General features: G+C 64.2%; 5 protein-coding genes. 3 read left to right on the top strand and 2 right to left on the bottom strand.

Going from position 1 to position 17,984, the window contains the following annotated elements:
* The first annotated feature begins 224 nt into the window (after window positions 1-224).
* Both NKJ00_RS29540 and NKJ00_RS29535 read left to right on the top strand, forming a co-directional pair.
* Window positions 225-1,316, top strand: a complete 1,092-nt coding sequence (locus NKJ00_RS29540) for a Gfo/Idh/MocA family protein (RefSeq protein WP_352632282.1) — start codon at window positions 225-227, stop codon at window positions 1,314-1,316.
* 321 nt (window positions 1,317-1,637) lie between these two features.
* Complete coding sequence (locus tag NKJ00_RS29535; RefSeq protein ID WP_352632280.1) at window positions 1,638-3,074, top strand: amidase; 1,437 nt, start codon at window positions 1,638-1,640, stop codon at window positions 3,072-3,074.
* Between the two features lie 281 nt (window positions 3,075-3,355).
* Here NKJ00_RS29535 and NKJ00_RS29530 read toward each other — a convergent pair whose 3' ends face one another.
* Both NKJ00_RS29530 and NKJ00_RS29525 read right to left on the bottom strand, forming a co-directional pair.
* The gene (locus NKJ00_RS29530; RefSeq protein WP_128304314.1) at window positions 3,356-4,600 is read right to left on the bottom strand and encodes a M24 family metallopeptidase; all 1,245 of its coding nucleotides are present in this window, start codon (window positions 4,598-4,600) and stop codon (window positions 3,356-3,358) included.
* 67 nt (window positions 4,601-4,667) lie between these two features.
* A complete protein-coding gene (locus NKJ00_RS29525; RefSeq protein ID WP_245273202.1) occupies window positions 4,668-5,234 on the bottom strand; it encodes an invasion associated locus B family protein in 567 nt (188 codons plus the stop codon).
* A gap of 257 nt (window positions 5,235-5,491) precedes the next feature.
* Between NKJ00_RS29525 and NKJ00_RS29520 the strand changes: the two genes are divergently transcribed.
* Entirely contained in the window at window positions 5,492-17,929 is a 12,438-nt protein-coding gene (locus NKJ00_RS29520) for an inverse autotransporter beta domain-containing protein (protein WP_352632278.1), read from the top strand.
* Window positions 17,930-17,984: the final 55 nt, after the last annotated feature.

Raw genomic sequence — 17,984 nt, 5'->3', positions numbered from 1 at the left:
GTGGGGGCGCTAGGGTCCCCCCAAACTCCCCGATCCCCCCGCCGGGGCGCATGTGCCCCCCCCAGTCCTTCTTGTGGCGCGCGACACCTCTCCCCCGATCGACGGGGGAGAGGAAAGGGCCAGGCAATGAGCGGCGGCGCTGACCTGAGGTGGCTGTCCCGGATAGACATGCGAGCGGCAACCGATCGCCGCATATTATTCAATCAAGAATTTGGGAGGCTGACATGGCCGACAAGGTAAAAGTGCTGGTGGTGGGTCTTGGCAATATGGGTGCGTCGCATGCCAGCGCCTATCACCGCTCCGAGGGTTTTCAGATCGTCGGCATCATGAGCCGCTCGATCAAGAGCAACACGAAGATACCAGGAGAATTAGCCGGCTACCCACTCTACGAGGATTTCGACCAGGCGCTGAAGGAAACAAAACCGGACGCGGTGTCGATCAACAGCTGGCCGAACACCCATGCCGAATATGCGCTGAAGGCAATCGCCGCCAACTGCCATGTGTTCATGGAAAAGCCGCTCGCCACCAACAATGAGGATGCCGAGAAAGTGGTCGCGGCGGCACGCGCCAAGAACCGCAAGCTGGTGCTCGGCTATATCCTGCGCGTCCACCCGTCATGGATCAAGTTCATTGAGGTCGGCAAGACGCTCGGCAAGCCGCTGGTGATGCGGCTCAACCTCAACCAGCAGAGCAGCGGCAGCGCCTGGCACTGGCACAAGAACCTGATCGATTCGCTGATCCCGATCGTCGATTGCGGCGTCCACTATGTCGACGTCATGTGCCAGCTGACCGGCGCCAAGCCGGTGCGCGTGCACGGCATCGGCGCCAAGCTCTGGGCGGAGGCCGACAAGCAGAATTACGGCCATCTGCACGTCACCTTCGATGACGGTTCGGTCGGCTGGTACGAAGCCGGCTGGGGTCCGATGATGAGCGAGACGGCCTATTTCGTGAAGGACGTGGTCGGCCCCAAGGGCGCGGTGTCGATCGTCGCCGGACAGCAGGCGAGCAGCGCCGCCGACACCGCCGAGGTGTCGAACTCCGCCGACATCGACCGCCACACCAAGACCGACGCGCTGAAGATCCACTATGCCGCTGTCGATGGCGACAAGAATTTCTCCAAGCCCGACGAGATCGTCAGCATGGAGGACGAGCCCGGCCACCAGGAACTCTGCGACCGCGAGCAGGCCTTCTTCCTGCGCGCCATCCGCGAGGATCTCGACCTGACCGAGCAGATGGATGCAGCGGTCAACAGCCTGCGCATCGTGCTCGCCGCCGAACAGAGCATCGCGCTCGGGCGGACCATCGACCTGGCCTGACGCAATTCCCGTCTCCCCGTCCCCATTCGAGGCTGTCGCATATGGATTCTGGCGAAGAAGGACCCCCACCCTAACCCTCCCCACAAGGGGGAGGGAAGCTGCCGCGCTCTTCATCCTCGGTGTTAAACGCCTGTGATTTGCCGAGTTCAGCGCCTACAGAATCCCCCTCCACCTTGTGGGGAGGGGTTAGGGGTGGGGGTATTCGTAGGGCGAAAAGCTAGGTTTCTTGAGTGCCTTGGTCCCTCTCGACAGAGGGTGCCGGGAGGCGGCGCCAAACGTTGGCAAGATCAACGAACGACGTTGAAAAATTGGGAGAGAGACATGGTCACCGAAAGTCTGCTGAAAACCTATGCCGAGTCCGACGCGCTCGACCTGGCCGGACTGGTGCACAGCGGCCAGGTTTCACCGGCGGAACTGGTGGAGGCAGCGATCACGCTGGTCGAGCGGCTCAACCCGGCGCTCAATGCGGTCATCCATCGCCTCTACGACATGGCGCGGGCGCAGGCCGAAACGGTCGACACATCAGCGCCCTTCGCCGGTGTGCCGTTCCTGCTCAAGGAGCTGGCCTCGTCCTGGACCGGGGCGCCGAACACCAATTCTTCTTTCTACCTCAGGGATGTCGTTGCCGATTTCGACACCGAGGTCGTTCGCCGCATGAAGGCGGCCGGGCTGGTGCTGGTCGGCAAGTCGAACGCGCCGGAAAATGGCTGGTCGATCACCACCGAGCCGAAACTCTACGGTGTGACCAAGAACCCGTGGAAGGAAGGCATCACGCCCGGCGGCTCGAGCGGCGGCGCTGCCGCGGCCATCGCGTCGCGCATGGTGCCGATCGCCGAGGCCAGCGATGGCGCCGGCTCGATCCGCATCCCGGCCTCCTGCTGCGGCATTGTGGGCTTAAAACCGTCGCGCGGACGTGTCAGCCTCGCGCCGTTCGGCGACTATTGGTATGGCGGCGCCTATTTTCTCTGCTGCTCGCGCACCGTGCGCGACACCGCGGCCTATCTCGATGCGGTTGCCGGCGCGCTGCCCGGCGATCCCTACACGCCGCCGGTTCCAGATGGCAGCTGGCTCAGCCTCTCGGCGCGAGCGCCAAAGAAGCTGCGCATCGGCTTTTCCGTCACGCCGCCCAACGGCACGGCGATCGATGCGGAGGTGAAGGCGGCGGTGCTGGCGACCGTGGCGGCACTCGAGCGCCTCGGCCACCATGTCGAAGAGCATGACATGCCGCTCGACGCCAATGCTGTGTGGAAGACCTACACCAACATGACCTGCGTGCAGACGGCGGCGACGTTCGACTACCTTGAGACGGTGGTGGGGCGGCCGGTGACGCCAGGCGATGTCGAGGCGGTGACTTGGGCAATCGTCGAGCGCGGCCGCTCGACCAGCGGCATCAGGCACATCTCCGATGTCGAGCAACTCAGGCAGGTCGGCCGCGACATCGTCGGCGACCTCGGCGCCTACGATCTCTTCATCACCCCGACCCTGACGCAGCTGCCGCGCCCGTTCGGCTATTACGACATGTCGGAAACAGACATCGATCGCTACAACGCCAAATGGGCGGACTCGGTGTTTGCCTTCCCCTTCAACATCTCCGGCCAACCGGCGATCTCGCTGCCGCTCGGCTGGTCGAAAGGCGGCGTCCCGATCGGCGTGCAGCTCGTCGGCCGCTACGGCGACGAGGCAACGGTGCTGGCCGCGTCGGCACAGTTGGAGCGAGAGATGCCGTGGAAGGGGCGGCGGCCGGCGGTGAGTGGGTAGGTGCTGGGCACCGCGTGCGGCTTCGAGATTGGCCAAATCCGCCCATCGCTTCGTCATCCACGGGCGGAGCAAGGAGCGCAGCGACGCAGCGCAGACCCGAGGATCCATGCCGCGACTTCAAAGCGTCGCTACGATGAAGAGTTCTGCTCCGCTGCATTCCTCGGCCAAGGTCACGGCATGGATCCTCGGGACTCCGCGACGGAGCTTCGCTCCTGCTCCGCCCGTGGATGACGAAGGTGGGGAGGCTTCGGCCAATCTCCAGCGTGCAGACTCAAAGCCGGCTATCCAATCCTCTCCAACCGTCTCGGCAGACGATTCATGGCAACAGGCCCGTCCGGTGTGATCAGGAACTGGTCCTCGAGATTGAAGCTGGCGAGGCGGTCTATGTAGAGCGGGATTTCGAAGGCCAGCACCATGCCGGCTTCGATCACGACATCGCTGTCGGCCGCAATGAACGGCCATTGCTCTGAGAAGACGGACTGGCCGACGCCATGGCCGAAATGGCCGCGGCGGTAGGTACGCAGCCCTTGCCGCGCCAGGCTGTCGGTGGCGACGCGATGCACTTGGGCGAGCGTGGTTCCCGGAACAAGGGATGCCAGCCCGTCGTCAAAGGTCCGCTCGGCGATCGCGTGCAGTTCGGCCTGCTCGGCGGATGGCGGCCCGAAGGTGAAGTTGCGCGACATGTCGGAGGCGTAGCCGCCGACCGTGCAGACCATGTCGCACTTCAGCGGATCGCCCGGCATGGCTTTCGCATCGGTGCTTTTGAGCCGGGCGCCGAGCGTCACATATTCGGCTGTGGCGACCGGATGGGACAGGCCGGCCGCGGCCGTGGCGACGCCTTGCCGATAGAGGGCAATGAGATCGGCCTGACGCATGCCGGCCATGGCATCGACCTGCAGCCGCTCCAGCCCGGCCTCCGACAGGATGATGCCTTGCTGCAGCAGATCGATCTCGCGCGGCGACTTGACGGCCCGCAGCCTGTCCAGCACGGTCGAGCCGTCGACCATCGTGCAGCCCGGCAGCAGCGCCTGCATGGCGGAGAAATCAGCGGCGGGAACAAAATCGAGATCGACGCCGATCGTTGCGCGCTCGAGCCCGAAGCCGGTCAGGATCTGCTTCAGCTCATGGACGGAATTGGCCAACTCGAATGTAGCGGGCCGGGTAATGGCAGGCGTCCAGCCGGACGAGCCAAAGCCGGCCACTATGCGCCGCGCCAGCCCTTGCGCTGGCCTCGAGGCGTCAAACGTGGCGAATTCGATCCAGATCGGGTGGCTGCGGATGACGGCGTCGGGCAGAGCCAGTTGCAACTGTCCCGCATTGAAATCCGCCACCACCACGCCGATCGGCAGGCCTTGGCGGGCCGGGATGACGACGAAGCCGGCGCCGGCGCGCCGGAACAGTCCCGCCGGGCCGATCGAGGCGCCGGTCGCATAGTGGAAGGCCTCGGGTGCGCACAGCACCAGCGCCGCGATGCCCGCGCGCTTCATCAGTTGCGCCGCGCGCCTGCGATCGACAAAGCCTGTCATGATTTCCCCACTGTTCGAAGCGGCAACGAAGCACTCCGCGCATCGACAATCAAGCCGCTGACAGCAGCTACTTGATCGATTCCAGCTTGGCGACGGCGGCCGTGAAGCCAGCCAGCGACACCGGGATGGTGACCGGCTTGCGGGTGACCGATTCCATGCCGATGTTCAGATTGGTGCCGGACTTCATTGCCTTGATGAGATCCGCCGACAGCGGCGTGGCGGCATAAGCGCCGTTCTGGTCGCTGGTCTGGATGGCAATCGTCGTCTTCTGGCCCTGGTCGATCTGGAAGGAGGCGCCGGACGGCAGGAACAGGCCGTGTGGCAGGGCAAGCAGCATGGCGAGGCTGCCATTGCCGTTGTCGCGGCGCACGGTCACGGTCAGCACGCGCTGCCCGGTCTTGGCCTCGGTCAGGTTCTGCGAAACCTGGCACTGAAGCTCGCTGGTCGCCGAACCGCTGGAGCAGTTCACTGCCCATGGATTGGCATCGGCCGGTTTTGCATTGCTTTCAGCCGGCTTTGGCTGGGCCGGCTTGGCATCTTCGGCAAGGGCTGGGCCGGCGGCCAGACCAAGCCACAGGGCGGTCAGCCCCGCGGCCACGCCAAGTAAATTAGACTTCGCTAAAGTAGCTGTCATGTTATTTTGCCGGACGTCTTGCATGTTTCCTCACCGCGCCCGGTATTCTCCCGAGCACGGCTTGATACAACACCCGCGACTGTTTCGAAAGCTCGACCGGAGGCAAGAAAGCCGGCGAAATTACTGTGACCTTTCGGATACAGCGAACAATTTTACAGGGAGCTTTCAGAAATCGGAGCGCCCGAGACTCGCTATACAATAGAATTCGATTAAGGATTTACACGGGGCGCGTGTAGTCCCCGAAGGACTCGCCAGGGATGGGAACTACCGAGACTTCTCGGCAAGTTGGTGAGATAGCGGCGCGTGGGGAGGATTTCCACGCTCGCGCCGGCTATCGCCGTTCGCGAATCGCCAGGCATCTCTGGAAGACGACGGCGCTGACGACGCTGGCGCTCGGCCTTTCCGGTCTGGCGGCCCATGCCGATCCGAACGGCCTGTGGCAGCCGCAGATCCGCGCTATCATCGGCGCCGACAACAATGGCGGCAACGCCGCGCTCGAAGGTTTCATCCCGCTCAAGCAGACGGCCGAATCCGTGCTGTTCCTGGATGTCCGGGCCAAGCACGATTTCAAGGATGGTTTCGGCCAGGATGTCGGCCTCGGCATTCGCCGCATCGTCAACCCGGACCTGATGATCGGCGGCTACGCCTACCTCAACATCGAGAACTACAACTCCACCCAGTTCACCGCCGCCACGCTGGGCGCCGAGGCGATCACGCCTCATTTCGATGCGCATGTGAACGTCTATCTGCCGATCAAGGGCGATTCAACGGATCACTCGGCCAGCTCGACCCTGTCGATGGTCAGCAACCAGCTGATCGAGCAGATCTCGGTCATCGACCACCGCGACTACGCGGCGTGGGGCATCGAGGGCGAGATCGGTGCGCAGGTGCCGGTCGCCCTGCCCGACAAGCATTCGCTGCGGCTCGACATCGGCGGCTATCATTTCGAGGATCCGCATGGCGACGACGGCAGCGTCACCGGCGCCAAGGCCGGGTTCGAGTATACGATCGGCGATGTCTTCGGCAGCAACACGGAACTGGTCTTCGCCGGCGAGGTCCGCAACGACAATCGCGACGACACCCAGTTCGCCGGCAGTGTGCGGCTGAACATCCCGTTCAATCCTGGCAGCGGCTCGGACAATGCAGACGGGACCGATAGCGGGGCGGAGCCGGTCTATCCGGTCAGCGAAGGCCTTCGCAAGCGCGTCAACGAACGGGTGCGTGGCGACATCGGCGTCCGCGTCCAGTCGCAGACGCTGACCGGCGGCACGACCACGCGCATCGCCATCAACGCCGCCACCAGTGCCGCCTTCGGCAAGTTCTATTTCGCCGACGGCGGCCTCGCCGGCGCCGGCACGCTGGCCGACCCGACGACGCTGGACGACGCCGTGACCAAGTCGGGTGCGAACGGCTTTGTCGTCGCGCTTGGCGGCAACGGCAATCTGACGACCGGCGGCGTGACGCTCGCCAATGGCCAGACCGTCATCGGCGGCGGCGAAAGCGTCACCGCCAGGCTGTTCGGTGGCGGCACCAGCACCTTCAACCTGGGCGGCAGCGACGGCACGATCCAGGGCACCAACGTCGTCAACCCCGTCATCACGCTGGGCAACGGCAACACGCTCAACGGCATCACCATCACGGGCGGCGCCAACGGCATTTTGGGCAACAACATCACTGGCGCGACGCTGACCAATGTGACGGTCACCGGTGCGGGCGGCAACGGCGCCGACTTCACGGGCAGCTCGACCGGCATCACCGGCTCCAACTTCACCGCCACCGGCAACGGCCTCGACGGTCTGCACATCGACGGCGACGGCACCTACAATTTCACCGGCACGACGCTGCTGCAGGGCAATCTCGACGACGGTCTCGATATCACCGGCAAGGGCACCTACACCTTCGCCACCGTCAATGCGCAGGACAATACCGACCGCGGCATCACCGTGCAGGGCACCTCGACCGGCGGGACGTTCACCACCACCGGCGGCACAATATCGGGCAATGGCGGCACCGCCGTCTTCATCGATCCGATCACCGCTCATGTGGTGCTGGACTCGATCAGCCAGAGCGGCGGCACGTCGGGTGTCGTGCTCGAGAATGTCGCGGGCAGCTTCACGGTCAACGGTGCGACGACGATCTCCAACACGACCGGACCAGCGATCGCCATTTCGGATTCGCCGGCGACGATCCGCTTCGGCGACATCAGCATCACCAACCCCGGCGCCGACGGCATCTCGTTTGCCGGCGTCAATGCGGCGGTGGTCGCCGGCAACATCGTCATCTCCGGACTGGGTGTCGGCACCGGCCTCGACTTCTCCGGATCCAGGACCAATTTCACCGCGCAGTCGCTCAACATCACCGGCACCGGTGCTGCCGGCTCGATCGGCATCGACCTGACCTCACCGAGTGTTGGCGGGGCGGTCATCACCATCACCGTTGGCGGCGTCATCACCAATGTCGATACCGGCGTGCGGCTGGGCATAGCCGGCACGCCGGGGGCCACGGCCAACGCCGAATTTACCTTCGGCGGCGATTCCAGCTCCATCTCCGGCATCACCGCCTCGCTCGATGCGCGCGGGCTCAATGAGGGCAGCGGCCACTACGCCTTCGGCACGACACAGTTTACCGGCCCGCAACTTTACGATCTGCGCAACTACATCTTCGTCGCGGCCGGGGCTTCGGGCGGCGGCACGTCGATCACCGACCTCGCCTCGATCGATTATGCCGACAGCATTACCGCCAGCGACGCCATCATTGTGCTGGTCAACCGCGGCACAATCGACGACGCCACCGGCTTCTCGCTGAGCGACGGACAGGAACTGGCCTCGTTCGGCAACGGCCGCGAGTTCTCGCTCGGCGGGGTGCCGTTGAATGTCACCGGCACCAACGTCCATCACGACGAATCCATCTCGGATTCCGCGGGCGCGGCAACGCTGACCAGTTCCGGCGGCGGCGATGTCGTGACGCTGGGCAACGGCAACACGTTGCTCGATTTCAATATTTCCGGTGGCGCCGCCGCCGGCATACACGGCCTGGGCATCAATGGCCTGACCGTCCAAGGCGTGACGGTCAGCAATGTCGCTACCGGCCTCTTCCTCGATGGAGTGACCGGTACGGTCTCGGTCGACGACCTGACCGTCCAGACCGCATCTCAAACCGGCATCGCGCTTGTCGGTTCGAGCGCGACCGTCAATTTCACCGGCAACACCAAGATCACCAACGCCACCAGTGCCGCGCTGTCCACCAACAATTTCGACGGCATCGCCACCTTCGACGATCTCGACATCACCGGCGGCGGCGTAGGCATAGGCATCGTCGGCGGTTCCAGCGGAACCTTGACCTTCGGGGTCGGGAGTTCCATTGCCAACACGAGCAGCAACGCCTTCTCCATCAGCAACTCGACGCCCAACGTCACCTACAACGGCACCATCAACCAGACCGCTGCTACCAGCGCGGTGACGATCTCTGGCATGAGCGGCGGCAGCGCCACGTTCGGCGGAGCGATCACCGCCAGCACCGCCACCGCCTTCGCGATCAACCTGAGTGGCAACACCGGCGGCACAATCAAATTCACCGGCGGGCTGGATCTGACCACGACGATCGGCACCGGCTTCAGCGCCACCGGGGGCGGCACGATCACAGTCGCGGCCGCAGGCACGGAGCAGATCACCACCGGCACCGGCCACGCGATCTATCTCGACGGCGTCACCATCGGCACCGGCGGCATGGCGTTCGACAGCATCACGACAGGCGTCGTGGCAGCCACAGCGCTCAATTTCAATGCCGTCTCGGGCGGCCAGTTCCTGGGTGGCAATGTCACTATCGGTGGCACCGGTGCCGGCATCAACGGCGTTGCAATCAACTCTTCGTCATCGACCTTCACCATCACCAATTTGGTGACGACCAATGTCGCGGGCACCGATGTCAGCCTGACCAACAACACGGGCTCGATCACGATCCTCGGTGGCACCATCACCAATTCGGGCGTTGGCGACGGTGTCGTCATTTCCGGTGGCAGCGCGACAATCGGTGTAGCAGCCAACATATTCAGCTCGGCAACCGCGCCAGGCACGGCGGTCAAGGTCGACGGCACCACCGGCGGCTCGGTGACCTTCAGCGGCAGCATCACCTCGACCGGCACCGGCAATCTTTTCGCGATCGGCTCGTCGCTGCCCCCGGTCGGCGGCGCGATCAGCTTCATCGGCTCGACGCTGTCTGCGACGGGCGGCGGTGGCGCCGTCGTCACCGGCCTTGCCGGCACCGCGACGCTGAACGTCACAGCTCCGCTGTCGATCACCGGCGCGACGGCTACTGGCCTGGCCGTCGCCAATGTCGCCAGCACCGCATCGGCGACCTTCGGGGCGGTGACCGTGTCGGGCGCCACGGGCAATGGCATCGACATCACCAACAATGCCGGCGCCGTCACCTTCGGCACCACCAGCGTGACGATGGGTTCGACCGTCGGTCCAGCCGGCATCAACTTCGCCCTGACCAATGCCGATGTCACATTTGGAACAACCAATGTGACGATGGGCTCCGGCGCCAACCAGACCGGCATCGACTTCAGCGGTTCGTCAACGACAGCCGATTTCGGCGTGACGACGATCACCGGCACCGACGACCTGACCTCGCGCGGCATCGACCTGTCGTCGACCATCGGCAACAAGACCATCACCTTCCTGCAGGGCTCCAGCATCTCGAAGGTCGGCGTCGGCGTCGAACTGTCGTCCGGCGGCACAACGGCGACGTCGGCCAACGCCAATTTCACCTTTGGCGACGGCAATGCGGGCGACGGGCTGGAATCCTTCATCAGCGCGGCCAGTGGCGGCTACACGGTCAACACGATCGGGCTCGATCCGACGCTCGGCAATTATGATTTCGGCGATGTCGCCTTCACCGGCAGCGCCAATCTGGCCAGCGCGGTCGGCGGGGTCGTCATGATTTCCCAGGACGGTGGTGTGATCGCTGCCGGCACCAACGGGCTCAGCGCCGCGGTGACCACGGTCACGGCCGCCCAGGCCGATGCCATGACCGGCACACTGACCTTCGCCTTTGTCGGCACGGTCGATCTGAGCGCCACGCCGTTCACGCTCGATTCGGGCCAGTCGATCGCCGGCTTCGGCAACGGCAGTTCGATCATCACCTCCGGCACCATCCAGCCAATCAATGTCCAGGGCAATCTCGGCGCCACCGGCGGCAACGTCACCGGCAATGAGGGCGTGGTCAAGAGCACGGGCGGCGATACCTTGCAGCTGCTCGGCAGCAACCATGTGCGCGACACCGCGTTCGACTTCAGCGGCGGCAGCGGTTCGGTCTTCCTTGTCGACCAAGGTACGATCGTCGACAATGCCGGCGGCATCTTCATCGAAGGCGTCACGATCACCAACGTCGCCGCGGGCCAGACCGCGTTCAAGGTCGTCGGCCTCGACAGCAATTTGTCGATCACAGACAACAACATCAACGTTGCCGGCACGCTGCTCGACGTCGATGGCGGCGCCGGCAACATCACGGTCACGCGCGGCACCTTGCCCAACAGCGGACCGGCTGGCACGCTGACCGGCGGCGGCATCTCGATCGCCAACCGCAGCGGCGGCACGGTCGATTTCACAGACAAGGTGACGGTCAACGGCAATGGCGTCTCGCTGACAGGCAATGCCGGCTCCACGATCACCTTCGCCGATGTCGACATCACCACGAACGGCGTGACAGCGTTCAGCGCCACCGGCGGCGGCACGGTCAATGTCGTGACCGGCACGATCAACGCCACCAACGCGCAGGCGGCGGCGCTCGACGGCATCACGGCCGGTATCAACTTCGCCTCGACAAGTGCCACATTCGCTTCCGGCAGCGGCGTCGACCTGCAGAACCTCAGCGGCACGGCAAGCTTCGGCACCGGTACGCTGACCAACACCGGTTCGGGCACGTCGTTCAATGTCGGCTCGGGGACCGCAGCCAGCGGCGGCAACGCGACGATTTCCTATGGCGGCACGATCGCCAGCAACGGCACGGGCGCCGCGGTGTCGATCCAGAGCATGACCGGCGGCTCGGTGACGCTGTCGGGCAATCTCACCGATACCAATGCGGCGGCCGGCGGCAACATCGTCGTTGCCGGCAACGACGCGGCCGCGATCACCTTCTCGGGCACCAGCAAGGTGATCAGCTCGGGCGCGACGGACGGCGTGAGCTTGGGCATCATTGGCAATTACGCTTCAGCCGTCCCGGCACTCAATACCAACAGCACGATCGACTTCACCAATGGTGGCCTTGCTATAACGACAATGACCGGGGCGGGCTTCGTCGCAATTGGCGATTTAGGCCCGGCTGGCGCAACCTCCACCATCATTACCGTCACCGGCGCCGGCAACGAGATCAATGCCGGCAGCGACGGACTTGTGGTGTATGGTGCCAATGTCGGCAGCGCCGGCATTACCTTCGACAGCATCTCGGCGGACTCCACGATCCCTGCTCTTCCCGGCGACCCCGGCGGTGCCGGCGTGACGCTGTTGGGCGCCAATCTCGTCGGGGATGTCAACATCGGCGGCCTGAGGGATACTGGATACACCGGCGCCTGGCTGTACGCCCTGAGTGGCACCGGGGAGGTCAACTTCACCGGCACGATCGATCTCGACGTCCAATATGCCGGGTTCGATATCGGCGGTCCCGAGGTTGGCACCGTCAACATCGCCAATGTCGCCGGATCCACCCTGACCATCGATGGCGGCCAGTTCGGCATCATACAGAGCTCGCAGGGCGGGACCGTCAACGTCGGCGTCAACGGCAGCGCCAGCATCACGAACACCACCGTCTCGGCTATCAGCCTCGGCGGCGGCAATGACCTGGCCTTCACCACGCTGACCTACAAAGGTTCGATCACGGTCGGTGCGGGATCGGTGATAAGCGCCAGCGGCGATGCGACCCGTCTGAACATGAGCGGTTCCGTCGTTTCCACCACGTCATCGACGGCCTTCGACTTCTTTGGCCATGCCGAAGGCATATACGATATTTCGAGCACCATCGATCACAGCGGTGGCGAGGGTGTCGCCATCGGCGGCTCGGCCAACGGCACGGTCACCTTCTCTGGTACGTCGAAGATATTCAACACCGGCGCCAACGATGCCATCGTCAAGGCACCGTCATACGTGATGGACCCGCAGACCAAGGGCACGCTCAACTTCACCAATGGCGGCCTCGTCATCACCACCAGCAGCGGCGCCGGCTTCACCGCCAGCACCTTTGGCCCCGGCACGATCAGCGTCACCGGCGACGGCAACACCATCACCACCGGCACGGGCACCGCGCTGAAGCTTGGCGATGCGACGGCGGTCGTCGCCGGGGCGAAAGGCGCGACGGTCGGCGCCGGTGGTATCAAGTTCGATATGATTTCGGTCAATGGCGCGGCGACCGGCATATCGCTCAACAATGTCAGCGGCGGCGTAATCGATCTCGGCACGGTCAACCTGCTAGGCATCACCGGTGCCAATGCGCGCGGTGTCGACATTTCCGGCACGCTCGGCTCGACGCTGAATTTCGCCAGCCTGACCATCGGGCTCAATGCCGCCAATGCGGTCGGCCTCGACCTCAACGGCGCGGCGCTCGGCGCGAGCAGCATCACCGCGGACGATTTTGATGTAGACGGCGGCGGCTTCGCCGGCACGATCGGAATCGACATGGCCGGCACCACCGGCACGGGCACGATCCAGCTCGGCGACACCGTCAACAACAATCCGGCCGGCCAGAAATCGACTATCGCCAATGTCGGCTATGGCGTGCAGTTCTCCAGCGCCACCAACGCCAGGCTGGTGTTCGGCGACGGCGCCGGCCCCGCCGAATCGTCGATCGCAACCACCGGCGGCCAGGTCATCCACACCACCGATACTTTGCCGACCAATGGCGACTACAATTTCGATGACGTCAATTTCACCGGCGACGTTTCCAACCTGTCATCGATCAGCGTCTACTACGTCACCGAAGGCGGCACCGGCGACGGCAGCCTCGCCAATCCGGGCAGTTACGCGGGCGCACAGGCTTCCACGGCCAACGTCGTGGTGCTGATCGACAAGAACGTCAACGGCGCCCAGGAAACCATCGACCTCAGTGGCACCACGTTCAACCTCGATGACGGGCAGGTGCTGCTCGCCTTCAAGAGCGGCGACGCGGCGGTCGATGTTTCGCAGCTCGGTGTCGACACCAGCAGCGGCGCCTCCGCCGCGTTCCACTTCACCACGGTGCAGAACTCGCCGATCATTTCGGCGCCGGGGGGCATCGACACGCTGCGGCCGGTCCTGCAGAGCAACAACGCCACGCAGGTCATCAACCTGGCGACATCAGGCAGCGGCATCTTCACGGGCGGCATCCAGAACCTGATCGTCAGCAATCTCGGTTCCGGTGCGGGCGTTGCCGTCAACGCGACCGGCGCCTCCAGTTTCTTCGTCAGGAACAACACCATCACCGCCGGCGGCAACGCGCTCGATTTCTCCACCACGGGAGCTCCGGCCAATACGCTTCTGCTGTCGATTGACGGCAACACGCTGCAATCGACCGGCTCCGGCCTCGCAGCGTCCTTCGCTGGTCAGAACATCAATGCCACCGACAACTCAATTGCGATCAGGTCGTTTGCCGGCAACAAGGTGACCGGCGGCGCCGGCAGCGGCGGCATCGCCTTCAACAATGTCCGCTTCGATTCCGACGGCGCCGGCGGCACGGTCAGCGCCGGCACGCTCGGTATCGGTAACCCAGGCGCTCGCGTCCAGGGCAATGGCCTCAGCTTCACCAACACCAGCGGTACCCTTGATCTGGGCACGCTCAGCCTTGCCAACAATGGCGGCACCGGTGTCATCGCCAACACCAAGACCACCAATTTCACGCTGAACAACAGCGGTGGCGTGGTCACCACCAACAACGGCGCGGCATTCGATCTCGATCCGCTGACCGTCAACATGACGTTTGCCACCGTCAGCGCCCTAGGCGGTACCAACGGCATCATTTTCGACGGTGTCGCCGGGACCTTCACCGTCACCGGCGGGACAAGCATCACCAACACGACGGGCTTCGGCATCGATGCCATCAACACCAACACTGGCACCTTCAACTTCAACACGGTGACGGTGAACAATGTCACCGTCCCCAACACAGGCGGCGGCATCCGAGTCCAGACCGGCACGCTCAACGTCACCGGTCTCGCCAACATCGACACGACCAGCGGCGTTGGTCTCTCGCAGGCCGGCGGCACAACCAGCTTCACCAATGGCGTCACCATCGACACCACCGCCGGCACCGGCATTCTCGCCACCGGCGGCACGATGGGCATCACCGCTACGGCTGCCGCCCAGACGGTGAACGCAACCGGCGGCACAGCGATCAATCTCTCCGGTGTCGCCGCCACCATCGCGCTCGATTCGACCTCGTCGGCCGGCGGCGTCAACAATGTCAGCCTGACCAATGTCAGCGGAGCGCTCAATCTCGGCACCGGCGCGCTCAGCGGGGCGACGGGCGCGTCGTTCAATGTCGTCGGCGGTACGGCTGCCGTGAGCTATTCGGGCACGGTCAACAATTCGGGCGCATTCAGTCCGGCGCTGAATGTCCAGAGCCGGCTTGCCGGCGCCGGCCTCGTCGCACTGAGCGGCAATCTGACGGCCAGCGGGCTGGGCGTATCGCTGAACAACAATGCAGGCGGCACGGTGACGGTGTCCGGCGCCTCGAACAGCTTTACCGGTGGGGGCACCGGCATATCGATCACCGCCAATACCGGCGGCACCTACAACATCAGCGGCGCCAGCTACGCCATCGGCATGAGCGGCGGCGGGCTTGGCGTCGATATTGCCGGCAACAGCGCCCCGGTGACGGTCAATTTCAACGGCGGCGGTCTGGCGATCGTGACCTCGGCAGGCGCCGGCTTCAATGCCACGGGCTCCGGCACGGTCAGCGTCACCGGCGTGGGCAACTCCATCGCCACGGGCACCGGTGTGGCGATGAACCTGAGCGGCGTCACCGTCGCGGCCACCGGCATGAATTTTTCCTCGACCAGCAACGGCGCCGGCGGCAACAGCGCCGTCGTCCTCACCAACGTCATCGGGTCGGGGACGATCAATCTCGGCGCCGGCTCGCTGGTCGGCGGCAGCGCGGCAACCATCGCCGTCAGCGGCGGCACCGCCAACCTCAACTATACCGGCAATGTCAGTCAGTCGAACAATGCCACCCTGGTCAGCGTCGCGGGCGGCCACAGCGGCACGCTCAACTTCGCCACCGGCGCGCTCTCGGCGACGAACGGCACCGGCCTGCAGTTCGACAATGCGGACGGCATCTACAGTTTCGTCGGCACGACGACGCTGAATGGCGGCAATGCCAGCGTCGACATCCTCAACGGCTCGGGCGGCACGTTCAATTTCGGCACCGGCACCTCGATCATCAGCCCAAGCGGCACCGCGTTCAATGTCAATGGCGGCACCGCCACCGTCACCTATGCCGGCACGATCACGCAAGCCACCACCGGCCAGCGCATGATCGTCGTCGCCGACACCGCCGGCGGTTCGGTGAATTTCACCACTGCCGTGGCGAACGGGCTCAACGACACCGGCGGCACCGGCATTGTGATCGACGGGGCGGCGGGCAGCGTCACCGTCAACAATGCCAGCCTGACGGGCACGGCCGGCATCACCATTCTCGGCGATTCGCTGAACAACGCGACCGGCACCTACACCTTCAACAATGTCGCCATCCAGACCGACGCGGGGGCTGCGAACCATGCCTTTGTCGTCGACGGCGATCAGGGCACGCCAGGCAATGACGACGTCAGCGCGGTCGTCAACCTGAACAATGTCGACATCACCAACCCCGGCGGCAATGTCGCAAATATCCGCGGCATGGCCGGCGGTTTAATCAATTTCGACAGCGCCAGCACGATCACTCGCAGCGATGGCGGGCTGGGCATTGCCGTGCTCAGCAACGCCGGCGGCACGATCAACTTCGGCGGCGCGGTCAAGACGCTCTCGACCGGTGTTAATGCCGCCGTCATCCTGACCAGCAACCCCGGCGCGACCATCAACTTCACCAATGGCGGGCTGATTATCAACACAACGAGCGGCGGCGGCTTCAGCGCCACGGGCGGCGGCACGGTGACGGTGCAGGGCACCGGCAACACGATCGCGTCCGGCACAGGCACGGCGCTCAACGTCGTCAACACGACGATCGGCGGTTCCGGCGTGACGTTCCAGAGCATTTCGGCCAACGGTGGCACCAACGGTATCGTCCTCAACAATACGGGCAGTGGCGGCCTGACGGTGACCGGCATTGGCACGACGGCGGGTTCCGGCGGCACCATCACGGGCACAGTGCAAGGCGCGGTGTTCACGTCGACGAGCAATCTCTCGCTCTCGAACATGAACTTCACCAATGCCAACAGCGGCAACGGCACGTTGAACAATGTCGACGGCCCGACATTCAACAGCGCGGCTCAGGCCGCCATCAACATGAGCAGCGTTTCGACGGTCAGTTTCACCAATCTGAATTTAAATGGCGGCGTCCAGGTCGGCATCAATGGCCAGAACGTCTCGAACCTGACGATTGCCAACACCACGGTGACCGGCTTCGGCGACGCGGTCTTTGAAGGCGACATGCGGTTCTACAACCTTACCGGCACCGCATCGATCACCAATTCCACATTTAGCTTCGCGGCCGGCGATCTCTCCGCCGGCGACAATCTGGTCGACATCCGCAACGGCACGGGCACCAGTCTGACGCTGAACATCAGCGGCAGCACGTTCAGCAACACCAAGGACTCCTCATTCGGCGCGCAAGGTCTCAACTTCGAAGCCTTCGGCACCGCCAACGCGACGCTCAACATCCTGAACAGCAGCTTCCTGAGCTTGAAGACGTCCGGCGTCGAAGCCTTTGCGCGCGACACCTCGACGCTGAATGTCAACATCGGCGACGGCACGGTCGCCAATGGCAATACGTTCGACCCGCAAGCCGCCCTCAGCGGAGCCGGCCGCGCCATCGGCCTCAACGCCGAGGACACCGCGCACCTGAACTTTAAGATCCTCAACAACAAGAAGATCTATGGCAAAGGCGGCCCGGTCATCAACGTCTTCGGCATCAACAATGCCGTCATCATGGGCCGCATCAACAGCAATGCCGACATCCAGGGCGGCGGCGTCGGCTCGGCGGGCTCGGCGATCTTCATCCATCCGGAAGATGCCTCGACCGGCATCATCGAGATCATCGGCAACACGATCACCAAGTCCGGCAACGATCCGGCTATCTTCGCGACGCCGCACGGCGACGGCGCCGGTCCGAGCACGGACAATGGTTCGCTGGATTTGACGATCATGAACAACAACATCACGCTTTCGGGCACCGGTGTGGCGGGCAGTGGCGCGGTCGGCATCGATGTGCGCGCGGGTTCCAATGCCGGCGACCTTACAAACACCTATCTGAACATCAGCAGCAACACAGTGACTCTGGCTCAGCCAGCCGACGACATCGCCTTCCTGGCACGCATAGGCAGCACTACGTCGCACCTGTATTTCCAGAACTTTGTAGGCGGCGCGAACAACCAGGCGATCGCCACCGCCATCTGGAATGCCGGCGGCAACACGCCGGCCGGTTCGGTGTTTTCCTTCGACGCCGGCGGTGCGCCGGCTTATGCCGCGATACCTGGCGGGCACAATGGCGGGCTGGTCCTCGTGCCAACTAACTGATTCCGACTGGAAATACTTATGAAGAATTAGGTATGTCCATTGGCAATAAAGCGAT

Source organism: Mesorhizobium sp. M0227 (genome assembly GCF_040321855.1).
Lineage (GTDB): Bacteria > Pseudomonadota > Alphaproteobacteria > Rhizobiales > Rhizobiaceae > Mesorhizobium.
Note: the sequence above shows the minus strand (reverse complement) of the source record. Positions and strands in the feature narration are given on the sequence as shown.